Raw genomic sequence first — 21,175 nt, 5'->3', positions numbered from 1 at the left:
AGTTAGACCACGAATTATATAGATCGAACAGATTTACACGATTTTTTTAATACTTATCCGTGTAAATCCGCATAATCGTTACAATTCGTGGCCTAATTCAAAAACTTGCCGTTTTGTATAATTTACGCTCGCTCAAAAATAACCGCCGCCCAATTATTTTTCTGTTCCATTTTCGTTTTTACCAACCCCGCCGCCTTTGCTACATTTTCGATGTCGGCAATATCATGTTCATAAAAACCACTCACAACCAATGTCGATGGGGCAGATTTCATAAATTCTACGTATTTTGGAATATCTCGCATCAATATATTACGATTAATATTCGCTAAGATAATATTATATTTTTCGGCAGGTTCATCTTCAATTGTTCCTTGACGAATGATAATATTCTGACAATCATTCAATTGATAATTTTCACGAGAATTTTCCGCCGCCCATTCTTCAATATCAAATCCTGCAACTTCCGAAGCGCCTAATTTAGAAGCAAAAATTGCCAAAATGCCCGTTCCACAGCCCACATCAAGCACTTTTTTGTTTTCGTGGTCAATATCCATTTGCAAACTCAACACCATTGAAGTGGTTTCATGATGTCCCGTTCCGAACGACATTTTTGGATTAATTAACAATTCATAATCCACATTCGGGTCAGGTTCGTGGAAATGTGCACGTACTCGTACACGTCCGTTAGCCGCCAAAATAGGTTCATAATTTTTTTCCCATTCTTCGTTCCAATTCTTTTTTTCTAAGGTTTTATAAGAATAACTAATCGGAGTCATGCCTAAATATCGCTCCATGATTTCGTCCACGGCATTCTCCGAAAAAATATCTTCGGTAATGTAGGCATTCAAACTATCGGATTCTTCGGTAAAAGTTTCGTAGCCAATTTCACCCAATTCCGCCATGAAAATATCTGAAAATTCAGGATTGATTATTAGTTTTAATTCTATGTAATTCATGGTTTTGGGGAGATTATTTTAATTTTTTAATTGAATTTAGTGCAAATAAAAGCCCTAAACGTTTATGTTTAGTGCTTTTGTGAAAAAATACGTTAAATAGATTGTTAGCAAACCAAAGAGTTTGATAAAACATTAAATAGAGTTTCCACTCATCGTATCAGAATTAAGTAGATTTATAACTCTGGCAAGCGTTTAAAACGCTTGCCAGAGTTTGTTTTACAAGTGTTTAGAACACTTGCCAGAGTTTGGTTTGGTTTATAGCTGTTTTCTTAAAGATGAATCCCTAATAATCAATTCACCTTTGACTGTTTTGCTATATTGGTGGGTGAAATTTTCTTTATGGATAATATTATCAATTAATAAACTGGCTGCGGTTTCGCCAACTTGATAAGGAAAAAGATGAAAAACGGTCAATGATGGGTCGAATAGTTCAGCAATTAATTCATCGCCAAAGCCAACAAAAGCAATTTCTTCGGGTATTTTAATCTTTCTTTTTTTGACTTCCACCATCATTTCAATGGCATTTGCGTAATGTACGGTAAATATTCCGTCGGGTGGGTTGGGTAAATTTAGCCAGCGATTAAGGGCAATTGACGATTCTTCTTTTATGAAATTACTGTGATAAACCAACTCTTTGTCGAAGGCAATTCCGTGTTTTTTAAGAGCCGCTACATAACCCTCAAAACGTGTTCGACTTATCAATAATCTTTCGGGGCCAGCCATAATGGCAATCCTTTTACAACCTTGTTCGATAAGGTGTTCTACCAAATCAAAACTGCCTTTAAAATCCTCTTGAATTACTTTTGGCGTATCTAATTCATTACAAACTCTATCGAAATGGACAATCGGAACGCCTTTGTTGAGGTGTAATTTGATATGTTCGAACGAGGAAGTTTCTTTGGAATGACTAATCAAAAGCCCATCAACCCGACTTGCCATTAATGCTTGAACGTTCAAGATTTCTGTTTGATGGGTTTCATTCGACTGACAAATAATTACTCTATATCCAGCATTGCTCGCCATATGTTGAATGCCTGCTAATACACCCGCAAAAAACGGTCTTTCGATATTGGGAATAATTACGCCAATGGTATGGGTTTCGCCACGGTTGAGACTTTGAGCCAATAAATTAGGTTTGTAGTCCAATTCATAAGCTACTTTCAAGATAGCTTGTCGAGTAGCAGGATTTATTTCAGCTTTATTATTCAAGGCTCTCGAAACGGTGGAAGGTGCCACTCCGAGATGTTTTGCAATATCAATTATCGTAGTTTGATGCGGCTTTCTGCTAATTTTCTCACCCGCAATTTCCACGGTAAAATGTACATCACATTGCTTACAATAATACCGTTGTTTTCCTCTTAAAAATCCTGCCTTCGCTACATGGTCAGTATTATCACATTTTGAACAATTACTCATATTTAGAATTGTATTTTTTTTTAGAATCGCTAAAATTTATCCTAAAATATCTATTATTCACTAATCAAGATGCTTTTTAATTATTGTAAAATTATATAAAAAAAACAAGATTAATGAAAACCTATCGGAATCGTTTGCGGTAACTGTTTCGATATTTTATATTTGTAATATGCATAAGTTTATTTTTTTAATACAAAAATTAGTCTCAAATTTGGTTAGAATAGCGTTAACTAACCCAATGACATTATTTTTAGAGATAGGTATAGATAGTTTTAAAATTATATTATTTCAATAAATTACAAATAGTATTCATAGAAACTAAATACTCGCAGAAACAACATCCCAAAATAATATGACCAAATACTTTTTTTTCTTTTTTTTGATGGTAATTCATTCATTAGCCTTCTCACAAAGTAAACCTGTGAAGTTTATCACGCTCGACCCTGGGCATTTTCATGCAGCTTTGGTTCAAAACAAAATGTACGATAATGTTGAACCTTTGGTGAATGTATATGCTCCTTCGGGACAAGATTTGCAAGACCATCTTAAGCGCATTGAATCGTATAATTCTCGTGCAAAAAATCCAACAAATTGGCAAGAAAAGGTTTATCAAGGCAATGATTTCTTTGAGAAAATGATTGCTGAAAAATCTGGAAACGTATTAATCATTGCAGGAAATAACCGCAAAAAAACGGAGTATATTCTGAAAACTGCCGAAGCAGGTATTAATATTCTGGCGGATAAACCCATGTGTATTGATGCGAAAGGCTATGAACAATTGAAAAAAGCCTTCGAGGTTGCCAAGAAAAATAAGGTTTTGCTCTACGATATCATGACTGAACGCTCGGAAATTACGACGGTTTTGCAAAAAGAATTATCGCATTTACCCGCCATTTTTGGCAAATTAGAACAAGGAACACCCCAAAATCCTGCAATTTTCACGGAAAGTATTCATTATTTCTACAAATATGTTTCAGGAAGTCCGCTCAAACGCCCGACTTGGTTTATGGATGTTTCGCAACAAGGCGAAGGAATTGCCGATGTGATGGTTCATTTGGTAGATTTGGCACAATGGATGAATTTTCCGAATATTTCATTGATCAATAACGACATAAAATTCAACGTTGCTAAACGCTGGGCAACGCCAATGACAATTAGCCAGTTTTCGACGATTACAGGGGCCTCTAAATTCCCCGATTTTCTAAAAAAAGATTTAAAAAATGATTCGACCATTAATGTTTTTGCCAATGGCGAAATCAATTATCGTCTGCGAGGCGTGAATACAAAACTACGTGCCTTGTGGAATTATAGTGCTTCTGAAGGTGGCGACACGCATTATTCTTTGATAAGAGGCACGAAGGCAAATATCGAAATTCGACAAGGGAAAGCGGAGAAATTTGTCCCACAATTGTACATAAAACCCGTAAATCTTTCAGAAAATGAGCTTATTCAAACTTTTGAAAGCTTAAAAGTAAAATATCCAGGCATCAATTTGAAAAAGCAAGGAGCGGAATGGTTAGTCGAAATTCCAGATTTATACCGCACTGGTCACGAAGCACACTTTGGAGAAGTAATGGAACGTTTTTTAAAATATCAAGCAAAAAATCAACTCCCTGCTTGGGAAGTGCCAAATATGTTGGTGAAATATTACATCACCACAAAAGCCTTAGAAATAGCGAAAGCCAAATAATAATTGAGTAAAAATAACAGGTTTCTAACTTGTCAAAAATAACCAACCGACAGGGTAGAAATTTATTATCCATTTCATGAAAATTGCCCAATAAATTAACAAATAAAATGATGGAACGTAGAAAATTTTTAGGACAAGCCCTTACTGGGGTAGCCGTTACAATGGGTTTTCCAACCATTGTCCCTGCCTCGGTATTTGGCAAAAATGCTCCAAGCAATAAAATCAACATTGGTCAAATTGGTTGCGGACGAATTGGTCGTGACCATGACATGGTAGGCACGATGCAACACGATGTTGCCCGTATGATGGCGGTTTGTGATTTAGACAGTAATCGTCTAAAAGATGGAAAATTGCACGTTGAAAATTATTATCAAAAGAAATTGGGCAATAGCAAATACGTTGATGTAAAAATGTATGACAATTATCAAGAAATGCTTTTGAATAAAGACATTGATGCGGTAATTATCAGTACGCCCGATTTTTGGCACGCTCAACCGGCTATCGAAGCAGCCTTGGCTGGGAAAGATATTTATTTACAAAAACCCACTTCTTTGACCATTGCGGAAGGGCGTTTGTTAAGTGATGTTATCAAAAAAACGGGGAGAATTTTACAAGTTGGTACGCAACAACGTTCATCTCCGCAATTTAGAATTGCCGCCGAATTAGTCAGAAATGGACGTATTGGAAAACTTCATACAGTAAAAGTTGGACTTCCTGGCGACCCGTCTGGGCCAAGTGCTGCACCGATGCCCGTTCCAAAAGGATTTAATTATAATGCTTGGTTAGGTTCAACGCCCGAAGTCCCTTACACTGAAATTGGCGTTCATCCGCAAGTGGGTTATGGCCGACCGGGTTGGTTACGCATCGAGCAATTTGGCGCTGGCATGATAACTGGTTGGGGACAACATCACTTTGATTCGGCCGCTTGGGGCATGGATACGGAATTAACGGGACCCATTTCAGTACAATCAGTGGCGGAATTTCCAAAATCTGGTTTGTGGAATGTTCATGGCGATTTTATGGTGAAAGCAGATTATGCCAATGGCGTAACGATGTACACGAGTGGTGGTTATCCAAATGGCATTCGCTACGAAGGAACGGAGGGTTGGATTTTTGTATCGAGAGGTGACTATGTTGCTTCGGCAAGTGACCCTGTTTCTAAAGCGCAAAGTAGTAAAGCATTGGATGCCAGCGACCCCAAAATATTGAGCTCGGTGATTGGTGAAAATGAAATTCATTTGTACAAAAGTGCAGAACAACACGGCAACTGGTTGGATTGTATTCAAAGTAGAAAAGAGCCGATTTCTCCCGCCGAAATTGGACATCGGTCTTGCAGCGTTTGTTTAATAAGTCATATTGCGATGAAACTGCCACGTAAATTAAATTGGAATCCAGTTACGGAGAAATTTATCAATGATGCGGAAGCCAATGCGATGCTTTATCGTACACAAAGAGCGCCTTACGGCACTAATTATATTAAAATGTAAATGATTGTAAATCAGTGTTTTATCGAATAATTTAATATCCAACATGGAAAACTCAAATAACAATAGACGTAATTTTCTTAAAAAATCAAGTACAGTAGCGGCTGGATTGATGGCAATTCCGATGTTTCAAAATAATGCTTTGGGACAAATAAAAACAGAAAAAGTAAATGCTACAAAACAAGTGATTTACGATTCACCACGCATTAATTTTTCGGTAATTGGCATGAATCACGGGCATATTTATAGTCAAGTGGAAGCGGTGAAAAAGGGGGGTGGTCAATTGGTTTCGTATTTCGCCAAAGAGGCAGATTTAATCACTGTTTTTGCTAAACGTTATCCCGATGCAAAATTGGTAAAAGATGAAAAAGAAATTTTAGATGATAAATCCATTCAACTGGTATTGAGTTCGGCCATTGCTTCTGAAAGGGCTCCTTTGGGGATTCGTGTCATGAAATCTGGGAAAGATTTTATGTCGGATAAACCTGGCATCACCACGCTTGAACAATTGGCAGAAGTCGGTAAAGTACAAAAAGCTACGGGACGGATTTACTCAATTATGTACAGCGAACGCTTTGAAAATAAAGCTACCGTAAAAGCGGGAGAATTAGTCAAAGCAGGAGCGATAGGGAATGTGATTCAAACAATTGGACTTGGGCCACACCGCATGAGTCCAAAAACAAGACCAGAATGGTTTTTTGATAAAGACCAATTTGGCGGAATTATCACGGATATCGGCTCTCATCAATTTGACCAATATTTGTTTTTTACCAATACCAAAAAAGCCGATATTGTCGCCTCACAAATAGGTAATGTTCATCATCCACAATATCCAAAGTTTGAAGATTTTGGCGATGTAATGTTACGTGGTGATGGCGGTATGGGCTACATCAGAGTGGATTGGTTTACGCCCGATGGTTTAAAATCTTGGGGAGATGGAAGATTAACGATTCTGGGAACGGAAGGTTTCATTGAAATTCGTAAAAATATTGATATTGCCGGCAGAGAAGGCGGAAATCACTTATTTTTAACTAACGGAAAAGAAACCACTTATTTCGATTGTTCCAACCAAAATTTGCCTTACGGAACGCTTTTAGTCGATGATATTTTGAATAGAACTGAAACCGCAATGACCCAAGAACATTGTTTTTTAGCCACGGAACTTGCTTTGAAAGCGCAAAAAAATGCGCAGAAAATAACGTTAGTTAAATAGGTTTGGTTAACGCTTACCAAATCTATGATCAGTTGTATAAAGAAATATAATTCAGAAGTCATGAGAAAATTCTCACAAAATCTTGGATATTAATAATTTTAAATGGTTAAAGTTTAGTTTTAGGGGCGTATGCTATATGTCCCTAATTTTTTATAAACAGTATATCATCATAACATTCACTTTTTTAAATAAATCTGTTTATCATTGAAAAAAAATATAAGCATAAATTCCAATCGTCAATCATGAAAAATTTACGCATTATTACCACCATAAATATTCTTCTTTCGATGGCCCTATTTTCTGCCTGTAAAAAAGAAGAAATGGGTGTAGTTACTCCAGTTACCCCAGTGGTCATACTTTCGGAATATGACCCTTCTACCGTAACAGGTTTCTTGAAAGATGCTACTGATATTTCTTTGGGCGTGGCGATTTCTTACGAAGAATACACAAAAAATGGCGCCAATTACTCCTCAATTATAAAATCTGAATTTGATAATGTCACTTTTGGCTATCAAATGAAACACGGTGCCATCGTCAAAAATACGGGGGCATTAGATTTTACTCGTTGCGATGAATTGGTGAATTTAGCGGGAATGCCCATTTTTGGACACGTATTGGCTTGGCATCAAAACAATAACGGTGACTATTTGCGGTCGTTGGCAACGGGGAGTGCTTCGAGTGCAACCGCTCCAAATTTAATCAATAATGGCGATTTTGAACAAGGAACGGGCAACACATTTACCGATTGGACTAATTTAGTCGGCGGAACTGCCGAAGGTTCATACACCGCCGAAACCACTGATACTGAACCAAATACCAATAGCAAGCGTGCTTTGAAAGTTACCGTTACAAAAGCGGGAACGAACGCCTACGACATGCAATCGCTCGGACCCAATTTTACGGCAGTTTCGGGAAAACAATATCGGGTAAGTGCTTCCATTAAGTCATTGACGGGCAAAGGACAATTAAAATTGGTTGTTCAGAATACCGCATATTTAGAAAACCAACTGACTTTTTCTGCCAATACTTGGGCAACTTATGTCTGGAATGTGACCATTAATGAAGCAAATCCACAGTTTAAATTACATTTCAACGGCGAAGGAACGTACCTGATTGACAACATCAAAATTGAGGATATAGCCTTACTAACGCCTCCAACCAATGCAGAAATTACGAAGAAAGTTGATGCCGCTCTGAAAACTTGGGTGCAAGGAAACGTGGGGCATTATAAAGATAAAATAAAGGCTTGGGATGCCATCAATGAAGTTTTTACGGACGGCGTACCCGCTTTACGCACGGGTTCATCCACGGGTGATACCTATTATTGGGCTACTTATTTAGGCCGTGGTTACATTGCTAAAACCTTCAAATATGCTCGTGAAGCCAATCCTGATTGTGATTTATTTGTTAATGATTATAATTTAGAATCAAATGCGGCAAAATTAGATTCAACCATTGGTTTAGTGAAGGAATTACAGGCTCAAAATGTTCCCGTTACGGGCATCGGCACGCAAATGCACATGAGTATTAATACGCCTCAAGCTGGCATTGTGAGTATGTTTCAAAAAATGGCGGCAACGGGGTTGAAAGTAAGAATTTCTGAACTTGATATCAGTATTAATCCCAGTAATACAGCAGGTTTTGCACCCACAAAAGCGATGTATGATGCGCAGGCGGCAATGTTCAATTTTGTCGTAAAATCTTATATCCAATACATACCCCTTGCTCAACGTTTTGGCATAACCGTTTGGGGCGTTTCGGATAAAGATAGTTGGATTCCAACCACGTTCAATCGTCCAGATTATCCTTTAATGTGGGATAATAATTTTATGAAAAAATTGGCTTATGTCGGGTTTTGGAAGGGGTTTAAGTAGGTAATTATGTACTAATAAATTGTGGTTCTTCCGCAACTTATACAGAAAATTAGAATTTGGGCTAACGCTGGCAGGGTTCAAAACCCTGCCAGCGTTCATTCCTGTATAAATATTGAAAATCAAAAAACATAACACGTCAAATATAAAATGTCCATAAAATCAATACTCATATTTCTACTTTTTCTCTCCTTTCAATCCCTTGCGGTTGATGTGGATACTTATATTGTCTTTCAAAAAACAAAAGGCAGTTTCCCAATTGCTGAAAAAGGAAAAGTTTCAGCCATTTTGATGGATAAAGCTGACTTTGCGGGAGCTATTCGTGCGGGGGAAAGTTTACAAGCTGATATTCAGAAAGTTACGGGTATTGAACCTCTATTTTCTACCGAGAATCTTACCAATAACAAGCAAATAATTATCATTGGAACACTCGGAAAAAATCAATGGATTGACCAATTGGTAAAAGATAAAAAACTAAATATTAGTGATTTACAAGGAAAATGGGAGAAATTCCAAACACAAATCATTGAAAATCCATTCAAAGGTGTGGAGCGGGCTTTGGTAATTGTGGGTTCGGATAAAAGAGGAACGATTTATGGGGCGTATGACATTGCCGAACAAATTGGCGTGTCACCGTGGCATTGGTGGGCGGATGTTCCCGTGAAGAAACACGCTGATATTTTTGTGCAAGCTGGAAACCATACCAAAGGTGAACCAAAAGTAAAATATCGGGGCATTTTTATCAATGACGAAGCCCCTGCCTTATCAGGTTGGACGAATGAAAAAAATGGTGGATTTAACCATAAATTATACGAAAAAGTCTTTGAATTAATCCTCCGAATGAAAGGGAATTATCTTTGGCCCGCCATGTGGGGGAGTGCTTTTCAAGTCGATGACCCGATGAATCCCGTGTTGGCGGATGAATACGGAATCGTAATTGGCACTTCTCATCACGAGCCGCTGATGCGAGCCCACGATGAATGGAGACGTTACGGAAAAGATAAAGGAAAATGGGATTATGCCAAGAATGATTCAACGCTTAGAGAATTTTGGAAAGAAAGTATGCAGCAGCGTTTTACCCGTGAAAATATCGTTTCGGTAGGAATGCGGGGTGATGGCGATGAACCTATGTCGAGGGAAACGGCAACTAATTTATTAGAAAAAATCGTGACCGACCAACGCAAAATAATTAGCGAAGTTACAGGTAAAGATGCTTCTGAAACACCCCAGCTTTGGGCTTTGTATAAAGAAGTGCAAGATTATTACGACAAAGGAATGCGAGTACCTGATGATGTTACACTTTTATTGTGTGATGATAATTGGGGGAATGTTCGTAAACTGCCAAATTTGGATGCAAAACCCAGAAAAGGTGGCTACGGGATTTATTATCATTTTGATTATGTGGGCGGTCCAAGAAATTATAAGTGGATGAATACCAATATGATACCTCGAATTTGGGAGCAGATGAATTTGGCGTATCAATACGATGCCCGACAAATTTGGATTGTAAACGTAGGTGATATCAAACCAATGGAATTGCCAATTTCTTTCTTTTTAGACCAAGCTTGGAATCCTGAAAAGTGGAATGCCGACAACATTAGTTCCTACACAACGACGTGGGCAAGGAAAACTTTTGGCGATAAATATGCCAAAGATATTGCAGATTTTGTGGATAAATACGCCAAATATAACGCCCGTTGCAAACCCGAATTATTATCGCTCGGTACTTATAGTTTAGATAATTATAACGAATTTCAAACGGTTGTTTCTGATTATAATTCGCTGGCGGAAAAGGCTCAGAAAGTTTATAATAACCTTGATGCTGAGTACAAAGATGCGTATTATCAGTTAGTTTTATTCCCGATTTTGGCTTGTGATAATTTGAATGAATTGTATTATACCGTGGCGCTTAATCGGAAATATGCCAAACAAGGACTTGCCGAAGCCAATGTTTTAGCCGATAAAGCCGAGGCATTATTTAAAAAAGATGCTGAATTGAGCGAGTATTTTAACACAAAATTGGCAAATGGAAAATGGAATCACTTTGCTGACCAAACGCACATTGGCTATACGTATTGGCAACAACCTAATAAAAATGCCATGCCAAAAGTGGAACGAGTAAAAACTGAGGATATTAAGCAAGAAATCAAGAAAGATTCTACTCAGAATAACTGGGTAATTTTTCCACCCAATTTAGCCAAAAAGTCATTTGTTGAAATCAATAAATACGTATCAATGGAAGCAGTAAATTTTTCCAGAAAAATTAATTCTGAAACAATCACTTGGAAAACTATTCCAGACATTGGTAGGACAGGACACGGAATCACCATGTTTCCTGTTAATTTTAAACCTATTGAATTAACAAAAAATAGTCCTCATTTGGAATATGACATGAATTTGAGTAGTGAAGGAGCGACAAAAGTGTCCGTAATGCTTTCGCCAACCTTGGAATTTAACAATAATGTGGGACTAAAATATGCTATTTCTATTGATGATGAAACGCCCCAAATCGTTGAAATCCATAAAGATAGAAGTCAAAGAGAATGGAATAAGATGGTGGCTGAGAACATTAAAGTACTCACAACAACGCACACAATATCGAGCAGAGGAAAGCATACTTTGAAATTTTGGGCCATTGACCCAGCGGTAATTTTACAAAAAATTGTAGTGGATTTTGGGGGTGTAAAACCTTCCTATTTAGGTCCACCAGAAAGTTTAATAATGAAATAAATCTGATGTTCGTTTTTCGATGTTTGATGTTCGTTGTCCGAACATCGAATATCGAAAAACGAACATCGAACATCGAAAATATGATACAAACAATGCGTTGGTTTGGTCCAAACGACCCCGTTTCTTTAATGGATATTCGTCAAGCGGGATGTTCGGGCGTGGTTACGGCTTTACATCAAATTCCTGTAGGAGACGTTTGGAACGAAGCCAGTATTTTAGAGAGAATTAATATTGTTGAAGCTGATAATCAGCGATTTACACCTTTGACTTGGGAAGTGGTAGAAAGTTTGCCCGTTCACGAAGACATTAAAAAAGGCTTGCCAACTCGTGAAATTTACATTGAGAATTACAAAATATCCTTATGTAATTTAGCAAAATGCGGAATCAAAATCGTTTGCTATAATTTCATGCCCGTTTTGGATTGGTCACGGACAAATCTCAATTATGAAATGCCCGATGGTTCACGGGCTTTGCGGTTTGTTTGGGAAGATATTGCACTTTTCGATTTGTACATTTTGAAACGTCCAAATGCTCAAAATGATTATGCCGAGGAAGTTCAAACGTCTGCCAAAAAGAAGTTTGAATCCATGATGGAGGAAGAAATTTTGGGATTGAGAAATACCGTTTTGTTGGGTTTGCCAGGTTCGGAAGAGGCTTTTGAATTAGAGAATTTTCAGGGACTTTTGGATAATTATGCCAACATTGGCGATGCTGAATTACGCCAAAATTTGTATTATTTTATTCAACAAGTTGCTCCCGTAGCGGAGGAATTGGGCGTGAAATTATGTATTCATCCCGACGATCCACCTTTTCCATTGATGGGTTTATCGAGAGTAGTTAGCACTGAAAATGACTTGGCACAATTGATGGCGGCTTGCGATGTCAATGCCAACGGAATTACGTTTTGTACGGGTTCTTTGGGCGTGAGAGCCGATAATAATTTGCCCAAAATGATTGAGCGATTTGGCGATAGAATTCACTTTATTCATTTGAGAACGACCAAACGAGAAGAGAATTCTCCGGGCAACGTTTTGCAGAATTTCCACGAAGCAGCGCATTTGGCGGGCGATGTGGATATGTATGAAGTGGTAAAAGCTTTAGTTTTGGAAGAAAAAAGACGAAAAACGGAAGGAAGAATTGATGCAAAAATCCCCATGCGACCTGATCACGGGCATCAAATGTTGGATGATTTGCATAAAAAAACCTACCCAGGTTATTCTGCTATTGGTCGCTTGAAAGCTTTGGCTGAATTGAGGGGTTTGGAAATGGGAATCATTAAATCAATGTCATAAAATTTTTATCAATATGAAAAGACGTTTGTTACTTAAATCCCTATCGGCTTCGGTTGGAGCTTTGTTGGTGATGCCCGCTTGGGCAAACAATTGGAACTTGCAGTCGGTCGGGATTCAAACCTCTTTTCTGAAGTTGGAACAAGCTAATTTATTAGCAGAAATTGTCGGTACCATCATTCCAGAAGGAAAAATTCAAGGGGCAAAATCTTTGGGCGTTCCTGTTTTTATCGAAAAAATGATAAAAGATTGTTACGAAAAAAATGCCCAAGACGATTTTAAAAAGGGCTTAGAAAATGTTGAAATGCTTTCAAATGGTGCTTATAATCAATCATTTATAAATTTATCGGTTCCTCAGAAAGAAGCATTATTGAAAAAAATGGAAGTTTCAACGGATGTCAAACAGAAGGAATTTTATGGGTTAATTAAAAATTTAACCATCCAAGGTTACACAACTTCTGAGTACGTAATGGTGAATTATCTCAAATATGAAATGGCTCCTGGTCATTATTATGGTTGCGTAAACGTCTAATCAATCAACACAATGGCACATTTTAATATTGATAGTAAAAAAAATAACACTTACGATGCCATCGTAATAGGCTCGGGGATTAGTGGTGGTTGGGCGGCAAAAGAATTGTGTGAGAAAGGCTTAAAAACCATCGTTCTGGAACGTGGACGGGATGTAAAACACGTGAGCGATTATCCCACAGCGATGAAAAATCCTTGGGAATTTGAACATCGTGGCCAAGTTCCGTTGGAAATTAGAAATCAATACGGAAATTCTCGCTCGTTTATGCGGGAAGAAACGTTGCATTGGGCGATTAAACCCGATGAGCAACCCATCATTCAAGAACAACCTTTTACGTGGACTCGTGGGTATCACGTGGGTGGAAAATCGTTGCTTTGGGCGAGACAAACTCAACGTTGGAGTGACTTTGATTTTGAAGGACCAAAACGGGATGGTTTTGCCGTAGATTGGCCCATTCGGTACGCAGATATTGCTCCGTGGTATAGCCATGTGGAAAAATTTGCGGGTATTTCGGGAAATAAAGATGGTTTGCCCGAATTGCCAGATGGTGAATTTTTAAAACCTTTTGAATTAAGCTGTGCCGAAGAACATCTGAAAAAATCCCTTGCCAAAAATTATCAAGGTGGTCGTCATTTGATTCAAGGTCGGGCGGCTCATATTACGGATGCCAAACAAATTCATTACGACCAAGGTCGTGGTCAATGTCAGAACCGTAATTTATGCGTTCGGGGATGTCCTTACGGTGGTTATTTTAGTAGCAATGCTTGCACTTTGCCTTGGGCTGCCAAAACGGGAAAAATGACCCTTAGACCCCATTCGGTGGTACATTCTATTATTTATGATGAGAAAAAAGGGGGGACCGCCAACGGTAAGGCAACGGGCGTGAGAGTGATTGATGCCAACACAATGGAAATGATTGAATATTATGCAAAAATTATTTTTGTAAATGCTTCAGCTATCAATTCAAACGCTATTTTACTCAATTCTACTTCTAATCATTTTCAGCAAGGTTTAGGAAATAATAATGGTTTGATGGGTAAATTTTTAGCGTGGCATAATTACCGTGGAAAAGCTAATGCTGAATTTGACGGTTTAAAAGATAAGAAAACGGACGGAAAAAATCCGAGTAATGGCTACATTCCAAGGTTTAGAAATATTCATAAACAAGAAACTGATTTTCTGAGAGGATACGCCATTGGTATTGGCGGTGGACGTGGTTACGGTTCAAGTCGGGATGGAATTGGCGAAGATTTGAAAAATTCTTTGCTCAATCCACAATTAGGAAAATGGTATATGAGTGCTTGGATGATGGGCGAATGCGTACCAACGGAGGCAAATCATATCCGATTATCAACCGACCAAAAAGATAAATACGGAATTCCTCAAATTATTTTATCGGCAAAATGGACGGAAAACGATGATAAAATGGTCAAAGATTTTACCGAACAAATTACCGAAATGTTCACTTTGGCAGGTTTTACCAATGTGAAAGCCGTTGATTCTCATTCAAATCCAGGGTCGGATATTCATGAAATGGGCGGTGTAAGAATGGGAAAAGACCCGAAAACTTCGTTGCTAAACGAATGGAATCAATTGCATGAATGTAAGAATGTTTTTGTAACCGATGGTGCTTCAATGACTTCAACGGGGACACAAAATCCATCTTTAACTTACATGGCTTTAACGGCTCGTGCGGTTGATTATGCTGTGAAAGAAATAAAGAAAGGACATTTATAATTCCGTTGACTACTTAAATACTGGCGTAACATAATAGTTATTTAATCACTATTTATATGGAAAATTGTAAAAATAGCCTATAATGTTTGACTTGGATTAACTTCCCGAAAGTTTTAAACTTTCGGGAAGTTCAACGGTAAATAACTAATACTTTTAAATTTACAATTCCCTTAAATTCTCTTGAAAATATAACAAAATGCTTAAAATAACCACCCTACTTTTCTTTTCAATGCTATTTTTTAAAGCCAATGCCGACGACGGTTATCGACTTTGGTTGAAATACGATTTATTGAAAAATGCTTCACAAAAAGCTGAATACAAACGATTTACGAACTTTGTTGATAATCAATTTGGTGAATCCATTATTGTGAATACCGCCCAAAAAGAACTGAAAAACGGTCTTGCAGGAATGTTGGGCATAGCCTTACAAAGTTCTTCAAAAAAGGTAGGAGGTATCGTGTTGAAAAAAGATTTAAACATCGCCAAAGAAGGGTTTAAAATTCAAAATATTGGCGGGAATATCATCATTTCGGCACAAACTGATAAAGGGATTTTGTATGGTGTTTTTGATTTTCTAAGACAAATCCAAACGGAAAGTTCGATTGACAAAATCAATATTGCCAGTTCACCCAAAATCCAATTACGGATGTTGAATCATTGGGATAATGTGTTGGGAACGATTGAGCGAGGTTACGCAGGTTCGTCGCTTTGGAAATGGTATGAATTACCCGAAAATATTGACCCACGTTACATAGAATATGCCCGTGCAAATGCCTCTATCGGTATCAATTCAGTAGTTTTGAATAATGTGAATGCCAGTGCAAGATTTATGACGAAAGAATATTTGGCGAAAGTAAAAGCCCTTGCCGATGTTTTTAGACCTTACGGAATTCAGGTATTTTTATCCATAAATTTTGCGTCACCAAAGATATTAGGCAAACTAAAAACCTCTGACCCGCTCGACCCACAAGTACGAACATGGTGGAATAATAAAGCCAAAGAAGTTTACAGTTTTATCCCAGATTTTGGAGGATTTTTAGTGAAAGCCAATTCAGAAGGTGAACCTGGTCCGCAAGAATTTGGTAGAACGCACGCCGACGGAGCCAATATGCTTGCCGAAGCGGTAAAACCTTTTAACGGCTTGGTAATTTGGCGAGCTTTTGTGTATGGCCCCGACCCAAAAGGCGATAGATTCAAAGAGGCGTACAATGATTTTAAACCTTTGGATGGAACATTTGCAAAAAATGTAATTGTGCAAGTGAAAAATGGCCCGATTGACTTTATGCCACGTGAGCCATTTCACCCGCTTTTTGGCGCAATGCCTAAAACGCCTTTGGCCATGGAATTTCAGATTACCCAAGAGTATTTAGGATTTTCAACGAATTTAGTTTTCATGCCTTCGCTTTTCAAAGAAGTCCTACAATCAGATACTTACGCCAATGGAAAAGGCTCAACGGTGGCAAAAGTGGTGGATGGTACGGTTCATAATTATCCAATTACTGCCATTGCGGGAGTGGCTAATACGGGTTCAGACCGTAATTGGACGGGGCATTTGATGTCGCAAGCCAATTGGTATGGTTACGGACGTTTAGCTTGGAATCATGAAATTTCACCCGAACAAATTGCCGATGAATGGATAAAAATGACCTTAACAAAAGACCCAAATTCCTATAAAATTATTAAAAATATTTTGTTAAAATCAAGAGAAATTTACGTGAATTTTACGAACCCGCTTGGTTTACATCACATCATGGGACAAAGTATTCATTTTGGAATGGAGCCGTGGCTCGAAAAAAGTGCCAGACCCGATTGGACGGCCATTTATTACCACCGTTCGGATTCTCTCGGAATTGGTTTTGATAGAACTTCAAAAGGAAATAATGCTTTGGATTTGTATGCGCAAGAGGTTCAAAATAAATGGAATAACCCTCAGACAATGGATTTGAACTATTTATTGTGGTTTCATCACGTCGGATGGAATCAGAAACTTTCAACGGGAAAAACCCTTTGGGACGAACTTTGCACCCGATATTACACGGGCGTTGAGGAGGTAGAAAAAATGCAAAATGAGTGGAATCAAGTAAAATCAAACGTAGATGCTGAAATGTTTGAAGATGTAAAAAGCCGATTGGCAGCCCAACATCGAGAAGCATTAAATTGGCGAGATGCGTGTGTTTTATACTTTCAAACGTATTCAAAACAACCCATTCCAGCCCCTTTCAAAAAGCCCGAAAGAACGTTGGAAGAAATGAAAAAAATAGTAGAAATTTATCAATTGAAATAAGTGAACGGAACGTCTTTAAACAAAAATAAGTCAAATATAATTGATATTATAAACAAGTAAATGAATACAACTTATAGCACAAACGGATTGGATTTAGCAGTAGAAACTAATCCAATTTTTTCTAAAATTTTCTCATTAGATGGCAAAATTGCCCTCATTACGGGTGGCGGAAGCGGCATCGGTTTTGATATTGCTCAGTGCATGATTTCGGCGGGAGCTACGGTTATTATCACGGGAAGAAGAGAATTTGCCCTTCAAGAATCCATCAAAACATTGGGAGAAAATGCCCATTATATTGTTAATGACGTAACTGAACTCAAAAAGTTAGAAGGTTTAATCGAAGAGATAGAAACCAAGTTTGGCAACATTGACATTTTGGTCAATAATGCAGGAATAAACATGAAAAAACCTGCTTTAGAAGTAACTGATGAAGATTTTGACAGAATCATACATACAAATTTGAATTCCGTTTTTGCTTTAACTCGTATCAGTGCAAAAGGTATGATTGAACGTAAAAGTGGCTCAATCTTGATGATTTCTTCGATGGCAGCGTATTATGGAATTGACCGTGTGGTAGCGTATGCCGCCTCAAAATCGGGCGTAGAAGGGATGGTGAAAGTGTTGGCTTCGGAGTTTTCAAAATACAATGTTCGGGTCAATGCTATTGCACCAGGATTTATTGAAACCAGCATGATGAAAACTGCGATGGGAAGTGACCCCGACCGTATGAATAGAGCTTTAAATCGTACGCCAATGGCAAAATTTGGACAACCACAAGACATTGGTTGGGCAGCAGTTTTTTTAGCTTCGGAAGCAGCTGCTTATGTAACAGGTGTGTCATTACCCGTGGACGGTGGAAACTCAATTGGATTTTAAAAAAAATATAGTTCAAATATGATTTATACGGGAATGAACGCAGGCAGGGTTTAAACCCCTGCCTGCGTTAGACAGATTCTGATTTCTGTATAAGTCATAGCTGAATCAAGAATATCAATGAAAAAATTACTTTATATTTTCTTGGGAATTATTTTATCTCAAAATTCTTTCTCACAAATCCGTTTGCCCAAACTCATTTCTGATGGCATGGTTCTGCAACGAGATAAACCCTTAAAAATATGGGGTTGGGCATCACCAAAGGAAAAAATCAGCATCAATTTTAATAAAAAAACGTACAAAGTCATTACCCCCGAAACGGGCAAATGGGAAGTTACACTGCCCAAATATCCCGCAGGAGGCCCTTTTGAGATGATTTTGAAGGGTAAAAATGAGTTAAAAATAAAAGATATACTCATCGGTGATGTATGGTTTTGCTCAGGACAATCCAATATGGTGCATCAAATGGAATTACACCGAATTACCTATGCCAATGACATTGCCCAAGCTAATAATTCAGCAATCCGCCATTTTGGAATACCTACTACCACCAACGTAAATGCTACAAATGATGATTTCAATAATGGGAGTTGGAAAGTTTGTAATCCAGAAAATGTTAGGCAATTCTCGGCCGTAGCTTACTTTTTTGCCAAGAAAATCTACGATAAATACCAAGTACCCATCGGGCTAATCAACGCCAGTGTTGGGGGAACTCCCATTGAGGCGTGGATAAGTGAAGAGGGTTTTAAAGACTTTGCGAAAATCAATGAAATCATTGCCAAAAATAAAGATACAGCTTATGTAAACAGTTTTAGTAGAAGATTTAACCGACCGCAAACGCCATCACCTATTCAAGATAAAGGCTTGAACGGGACAAAAACTTGGTTTGATGTATCGTACCAACCAAAAGGCTGGAAATTCATTAATATTCCTGGCTATTGGGAAGACCAAGGCATTAAAGATTTGAACGGAACGGTTTGGTATAGAAGAGAAATTGAGATTCCTGCCTCCATGATTGGCAAACCCGTCAGCGTATTTTTAGGTAGAATTATTGATGCCGATATGTTATACATCAACGGAAAACAAGTGGGTGTAACCACTTATCAATATCCACAACGCCGTTATCAGATTCCCGCTGATTTATTGAAAGCTGGCAAAAATCTGTTTGTAATAAAAGTAACAAATACCGCAGGAAAGGGCGGTTTTGTACCCGATAAACCTTATTACTTGTTTTCAGAAAAAGATACGATTGATTTGAAAGGAATATGGCAGTACAAAGTAGGTGAAGTTTTTGCACCCATGCAAGGGAACTTTGGCGGTGGTTTTTCAGCCCAAAATCAACCCACCGCTTTGTACAATGCAATGATAGCTCCAAGCATCAATTTTGCCATAAAAGGGTTTCTTTGGTATCAAGGTGAAACTAATTCGGGCAAAGCTGATGAGTATGTGAAACTGCAACCCGCTCAAATATTGGATTGGCGTACAAAATGGAATCAAGGCGAATTGCCTTTTCTGTTTGTCCAACTTCCCAATTTTATGGATGCCAATTATTTGCCCAGCGAAAGTCAATGGGCTGCTTTGCGAGACGCTCAACTCAAATCGCTTTCCGTCCCAAATACTGCTATGGCCGTAGGAATTGACGTAGGCGAATGGAATGATATTCACCCCGATAATAAAAAAACGGTGGGGGAAAGATTAGCTTTGGCAGCTCAGAAATTAGTTTATCACGAAAATATTACGGCTTCTGGCCCTTTGTTTCAATCGGCTACCATCGAAGGCAATAAGATTATTCTCTCTTTTACAAATGTTGGGATTGGTTTAAAAACAAATGATGAGGAGGATTTAAGAGAATTTGCCGTAGCGGGTACCGACAAAAAATTTGTTTGGGCAAATGCTAAAATTGTGGGTGATAAAATTGAAATCTCGAATAATAATATCGCTGCTCCTGTGTATGTACGATATGCGTGGGCGGATAACCCAAATGTTAATTTTTATAACAAAGAAGGATTGCCAGCCTCTCCTTTTAAAACAGATTAAATACACTATTTAGTAAGTTTTTTTGAATAATTCTTAACCCAAAATCTTTGTTTGAGGAACTTCCCGAAAGTAGAAAGAACATTCGGGAAGTAGTTGAAAGATTCACTTCCCGAAAGTTCCTTCTACTTTCGGGAAGTTCCCCGGTAATAAATACATTTTTGAGGTTTAAAAGTGTCGGTCTGAAAAATATTTACCTAAAAGTAAAACAATACTCAAAAATGAAAAAACTATTAACCTTACTGATTAGCATAACTTTTTTTAATACCAACGCCCAAAATAAAACCATCTGGAACGGCAAAAAATGTGCTGTAGTCTTGACGTATGACGATGCCTTAAATGTTCATCTCGATAATGCAATTCCAGTATTAGATTCCTTGAATTTGAAAGGCACGTTTTATCTAACGGCTTCATCACCAGCAGGTTCTGGACGTATTGCAGATTGGCGAAAAATTGCTCAAAATGGACACGAATTGGGCAACCATACGCTCTATCATCCCTGCGATGCTACAAGAGAAGGCATGAGTTGGGTAAAACCCGAATATGATTTAAGCAAATATAGTTTAAGAAGAATTCAAGATGAAATCAAAATGTGTAACGCTTATCTGAAAGCCATTGACGGAAAAGATAAACGCACTTTTGCTTTTACTTGCGGTCATAAAAAAGTAATTGAAGGAGAATTTATCCAAACACTCGAAAATGAATTTGTAGTTGCCCGTTCAGTAAGGGGTCAAATGCACGCAATTGATGAAGTAAAATTGATGGATATTGATTGCTACGGAATAAATGGCGAAACGGGCAACCAATTGATTGAACTGGTCAAGCAAGCACAAGCCTCTGGAAAATTGTTGGTATTTTTATTTCACGGGGTTGGAGGCGAACATTCTTTAAACGTTTCATTGCCAGCTCATCGTCAGCTTCTGAATTATTTAAAACAAAATGAAAAAGACATTTGGGTAGCTCCGATGGTAGAAGTAGCGGAGCATATTAAAGCGGTAAGAAAATAGTAAAAATACCCATCCTAAAAGCATTTAACCAATGAAAAACCGCATACTGATTTTATTTA

At 38.0% G+C, this 21,175-nt stretch carries 14 protein-coding genes; 12 read left to right on the top strand and 2 right to left on the bottom strand.

Annotated elements, in window-relative coordinates:
* Window positions 1–122: 122 nt before the first annotated feature.
* Together prmA and AC1W31_RS01310 are read right to left on the bottom strand one after the other, a co-directional pair.
* Window positions 123–956: a 50S ribosomal protein L11 methyltransferase gene (gene prmA / locus AC1W31_RS01315; RefSeq protein WP_481732590.1), complete on the bottom strand. Its 834-nt coding sequence runs from the start codon at window positions 954–956 to the stop codon at window positions 123–125.
* A 255-nt stretch (window positions 957–1,211) separates the two neighbouring features.
* The gene (locus AC1W31_RS01310) at window positions 1,212–2,372 is read right to left on the bottom strand and encodes a LacI family DNA-binding transcriptional regulator (RefSeq protein WP_481732589.1); all 1,161 of its coding nucleotides are present in this window, start codon (window positions 2,370–2,372) and stop codon (window positions 1,212–1,214) included.
* A 352-nt stretch (window positions 2,373–2,724) separates the two neighbouring features.
* Between AC1W31_RS01310 and AC1W31_RS01305 the strand changes: the two genes are divergently transcribed.
* The 12 genes from AC1W31_RS01305 to AC1W31_RS01250 all read left to right on the top strand — a co-directional run bounded on the left by AC1W31_RS01305 (window position 2,725) and on the right by AC1W31_RS01250 (window position 21,116).
* Window positions 2,725–4,062 (top strand): putative oxidoreductase C-terminal domain-containing protein, encoded by a 1,338-nt coding sequence (locus AC1W31_RS01305; protein WP_481732588.1) that lies wholly within the window; start codon window positions 2,725–2,727, stop codon window positions 4,060–4,062.
* 110 nt (window positions 4,063–4,172) lie between these two features.
* Window positions 4,173–5,549, top strand: coding sequence for a Gfo/Idh/MocA family protein (locus tag AC1W31_RS01300; RefSeq protein WP_481732675.1), 1,377 nt, complete (start codon window positions 4,173–4,175; stop codon window positions 5,547–5,549).
* Between the two features lie 43 nt (window positions 5,550–5,592).
* On the top strand, window positions 5,593–6,759 hold the full coding sequence (locus tag AC1W31_RS01295) for a Gfo/Idh/MocA family protein (RefSeq protein ID WP_481732587.1): 1,167 nt from the start codon (window positions 5,593–5,595) through the stop codon (window positions 6,757–6,759).
* A 242-nt stretch (window positions 6,760–7,001) separates the two neighbouring features.
* Window positions 7,002–8,633 (top strand): endo-1,4-beta-xylanase, encoded by a 1,632-nt coding sequence (locus tag AC1W31_RS01290; protein ID WP_481732586.1) that lies wholly within the window; start codon window positions 7,002–7,004, stop codon window positions 8,631–8,633.
* Between the two features lie 147 nt (window positions 8,634–8,780).
* Entirely contained in the window at window positions 8,781–11,360 is a 2,580-nt protein-coding gene (locus tag AC1W31_RS01285; RefSeq protein ID WP_481732585.1) for a glycosyl hydrolase 115 family protein, read from the top strand.
* An 80-nt stretch (window positions 11,361–11,440) separates the two neighbouring features.
* The gene (uxuA, locus tag AC1W31_RS01280; protein WP_481732584.1) at window positions 11,441–12,652 is read left to right on the top strand and encodes a mannonate dehydratase; all 1,212 of its coding nucleotides are present in this window, start codon (window positions 11,441–11,443) and stop codon (window positions 12,650–12,652) included.
* 13 nt (window positions 12,653–12,665) lie between these two features.
* On the top strand, window positions 12,666–13,181 hold the full coding sequence (locus AC1W31_RS01275) for a gluconate 2-dehydrogenase subunit 3 family protein (protein ID WP_481732583.1): 516 nt from the start codon (window positions 12,666–12,668) through the stop codon (window positions 13,179–13,181).
* A gap of 12 nt (window positions 13,182–13,193) precedes the next feature.
* Window positions 13,194–14,918 carry a GMC oxidoreductase gene (locus AC1W31_RS01270; RefSeq protein WP_481732582.1) on the top strand — a complete coding sequence of 575 codons (1,725 nt, stop codon included), beginning with the start codon at window positions 13,194–13,196 and terminating at the stop codon, window positions 14,916–14,918.
* A 196-nt stretch (window positions 14,919–15,114) separates the two neighbouring features.
* Window positions 15,115–17,202: an alpha-glucuronidase family glycosyl hydrolase gene (locus AC1W31_RS01265; RefSeq protein ID WP_481732581.1), complete on the top strand. Its 2,088-nt coding sequence runs from the start codon at window positions 15,115–15,117 to the stop codon at window positions 17,200–17,202.
* A gap of 60 nt (window positions 17,203–17,262) precedes the next feature.
* Window positions 17,263–18,078: an SDR family NAD(P)-dependent oxidoreductase gene (locus tag AC1W31_RS01260; protein WP_481732580.1), complete on the top strand. Its 816-nt coding sequence runs from the start codon at window positions 17,263–17,265 to the stop codon at window positions 18,076–18,078.
* A gap of 117 nt (window positions 18,079–18,195) precedes the next feature.
* The gene (locus AC1W31_RS01255) at window positions 18,196–20,112 is read left to right on the top strand and encodes a sialate O-acetylesterase (RefSeq protein WP_481732579.1); all 1,917 of its coding nucleotides are present in this window, start codon (window positions 18,196–18,198) and stop codon (window positions 20,110–20,112) included.
* Window positions 20,113–20,330: 218 nt separating this feature from the next.
* Window positions 20,331–21,116, top strand: coding sequence for a polysaccharide deacetylase family protein (locus tag AC1W31_RS01250; RefSeq protein WP_481732578.1), 786 nt, complete (start codon window positions 20,331–20,333; stop codon window positions 21,114–21,116).
* Window positions 21,117–21,175 lie beyond the last annotated feature (59 nt).

The sequence above is a fragment of the Arcicella sp. genome, from assembly GCF_964672035.1.
This window is presented reverse-complemented; position numbering and strand designations above follow the sequence as displayed.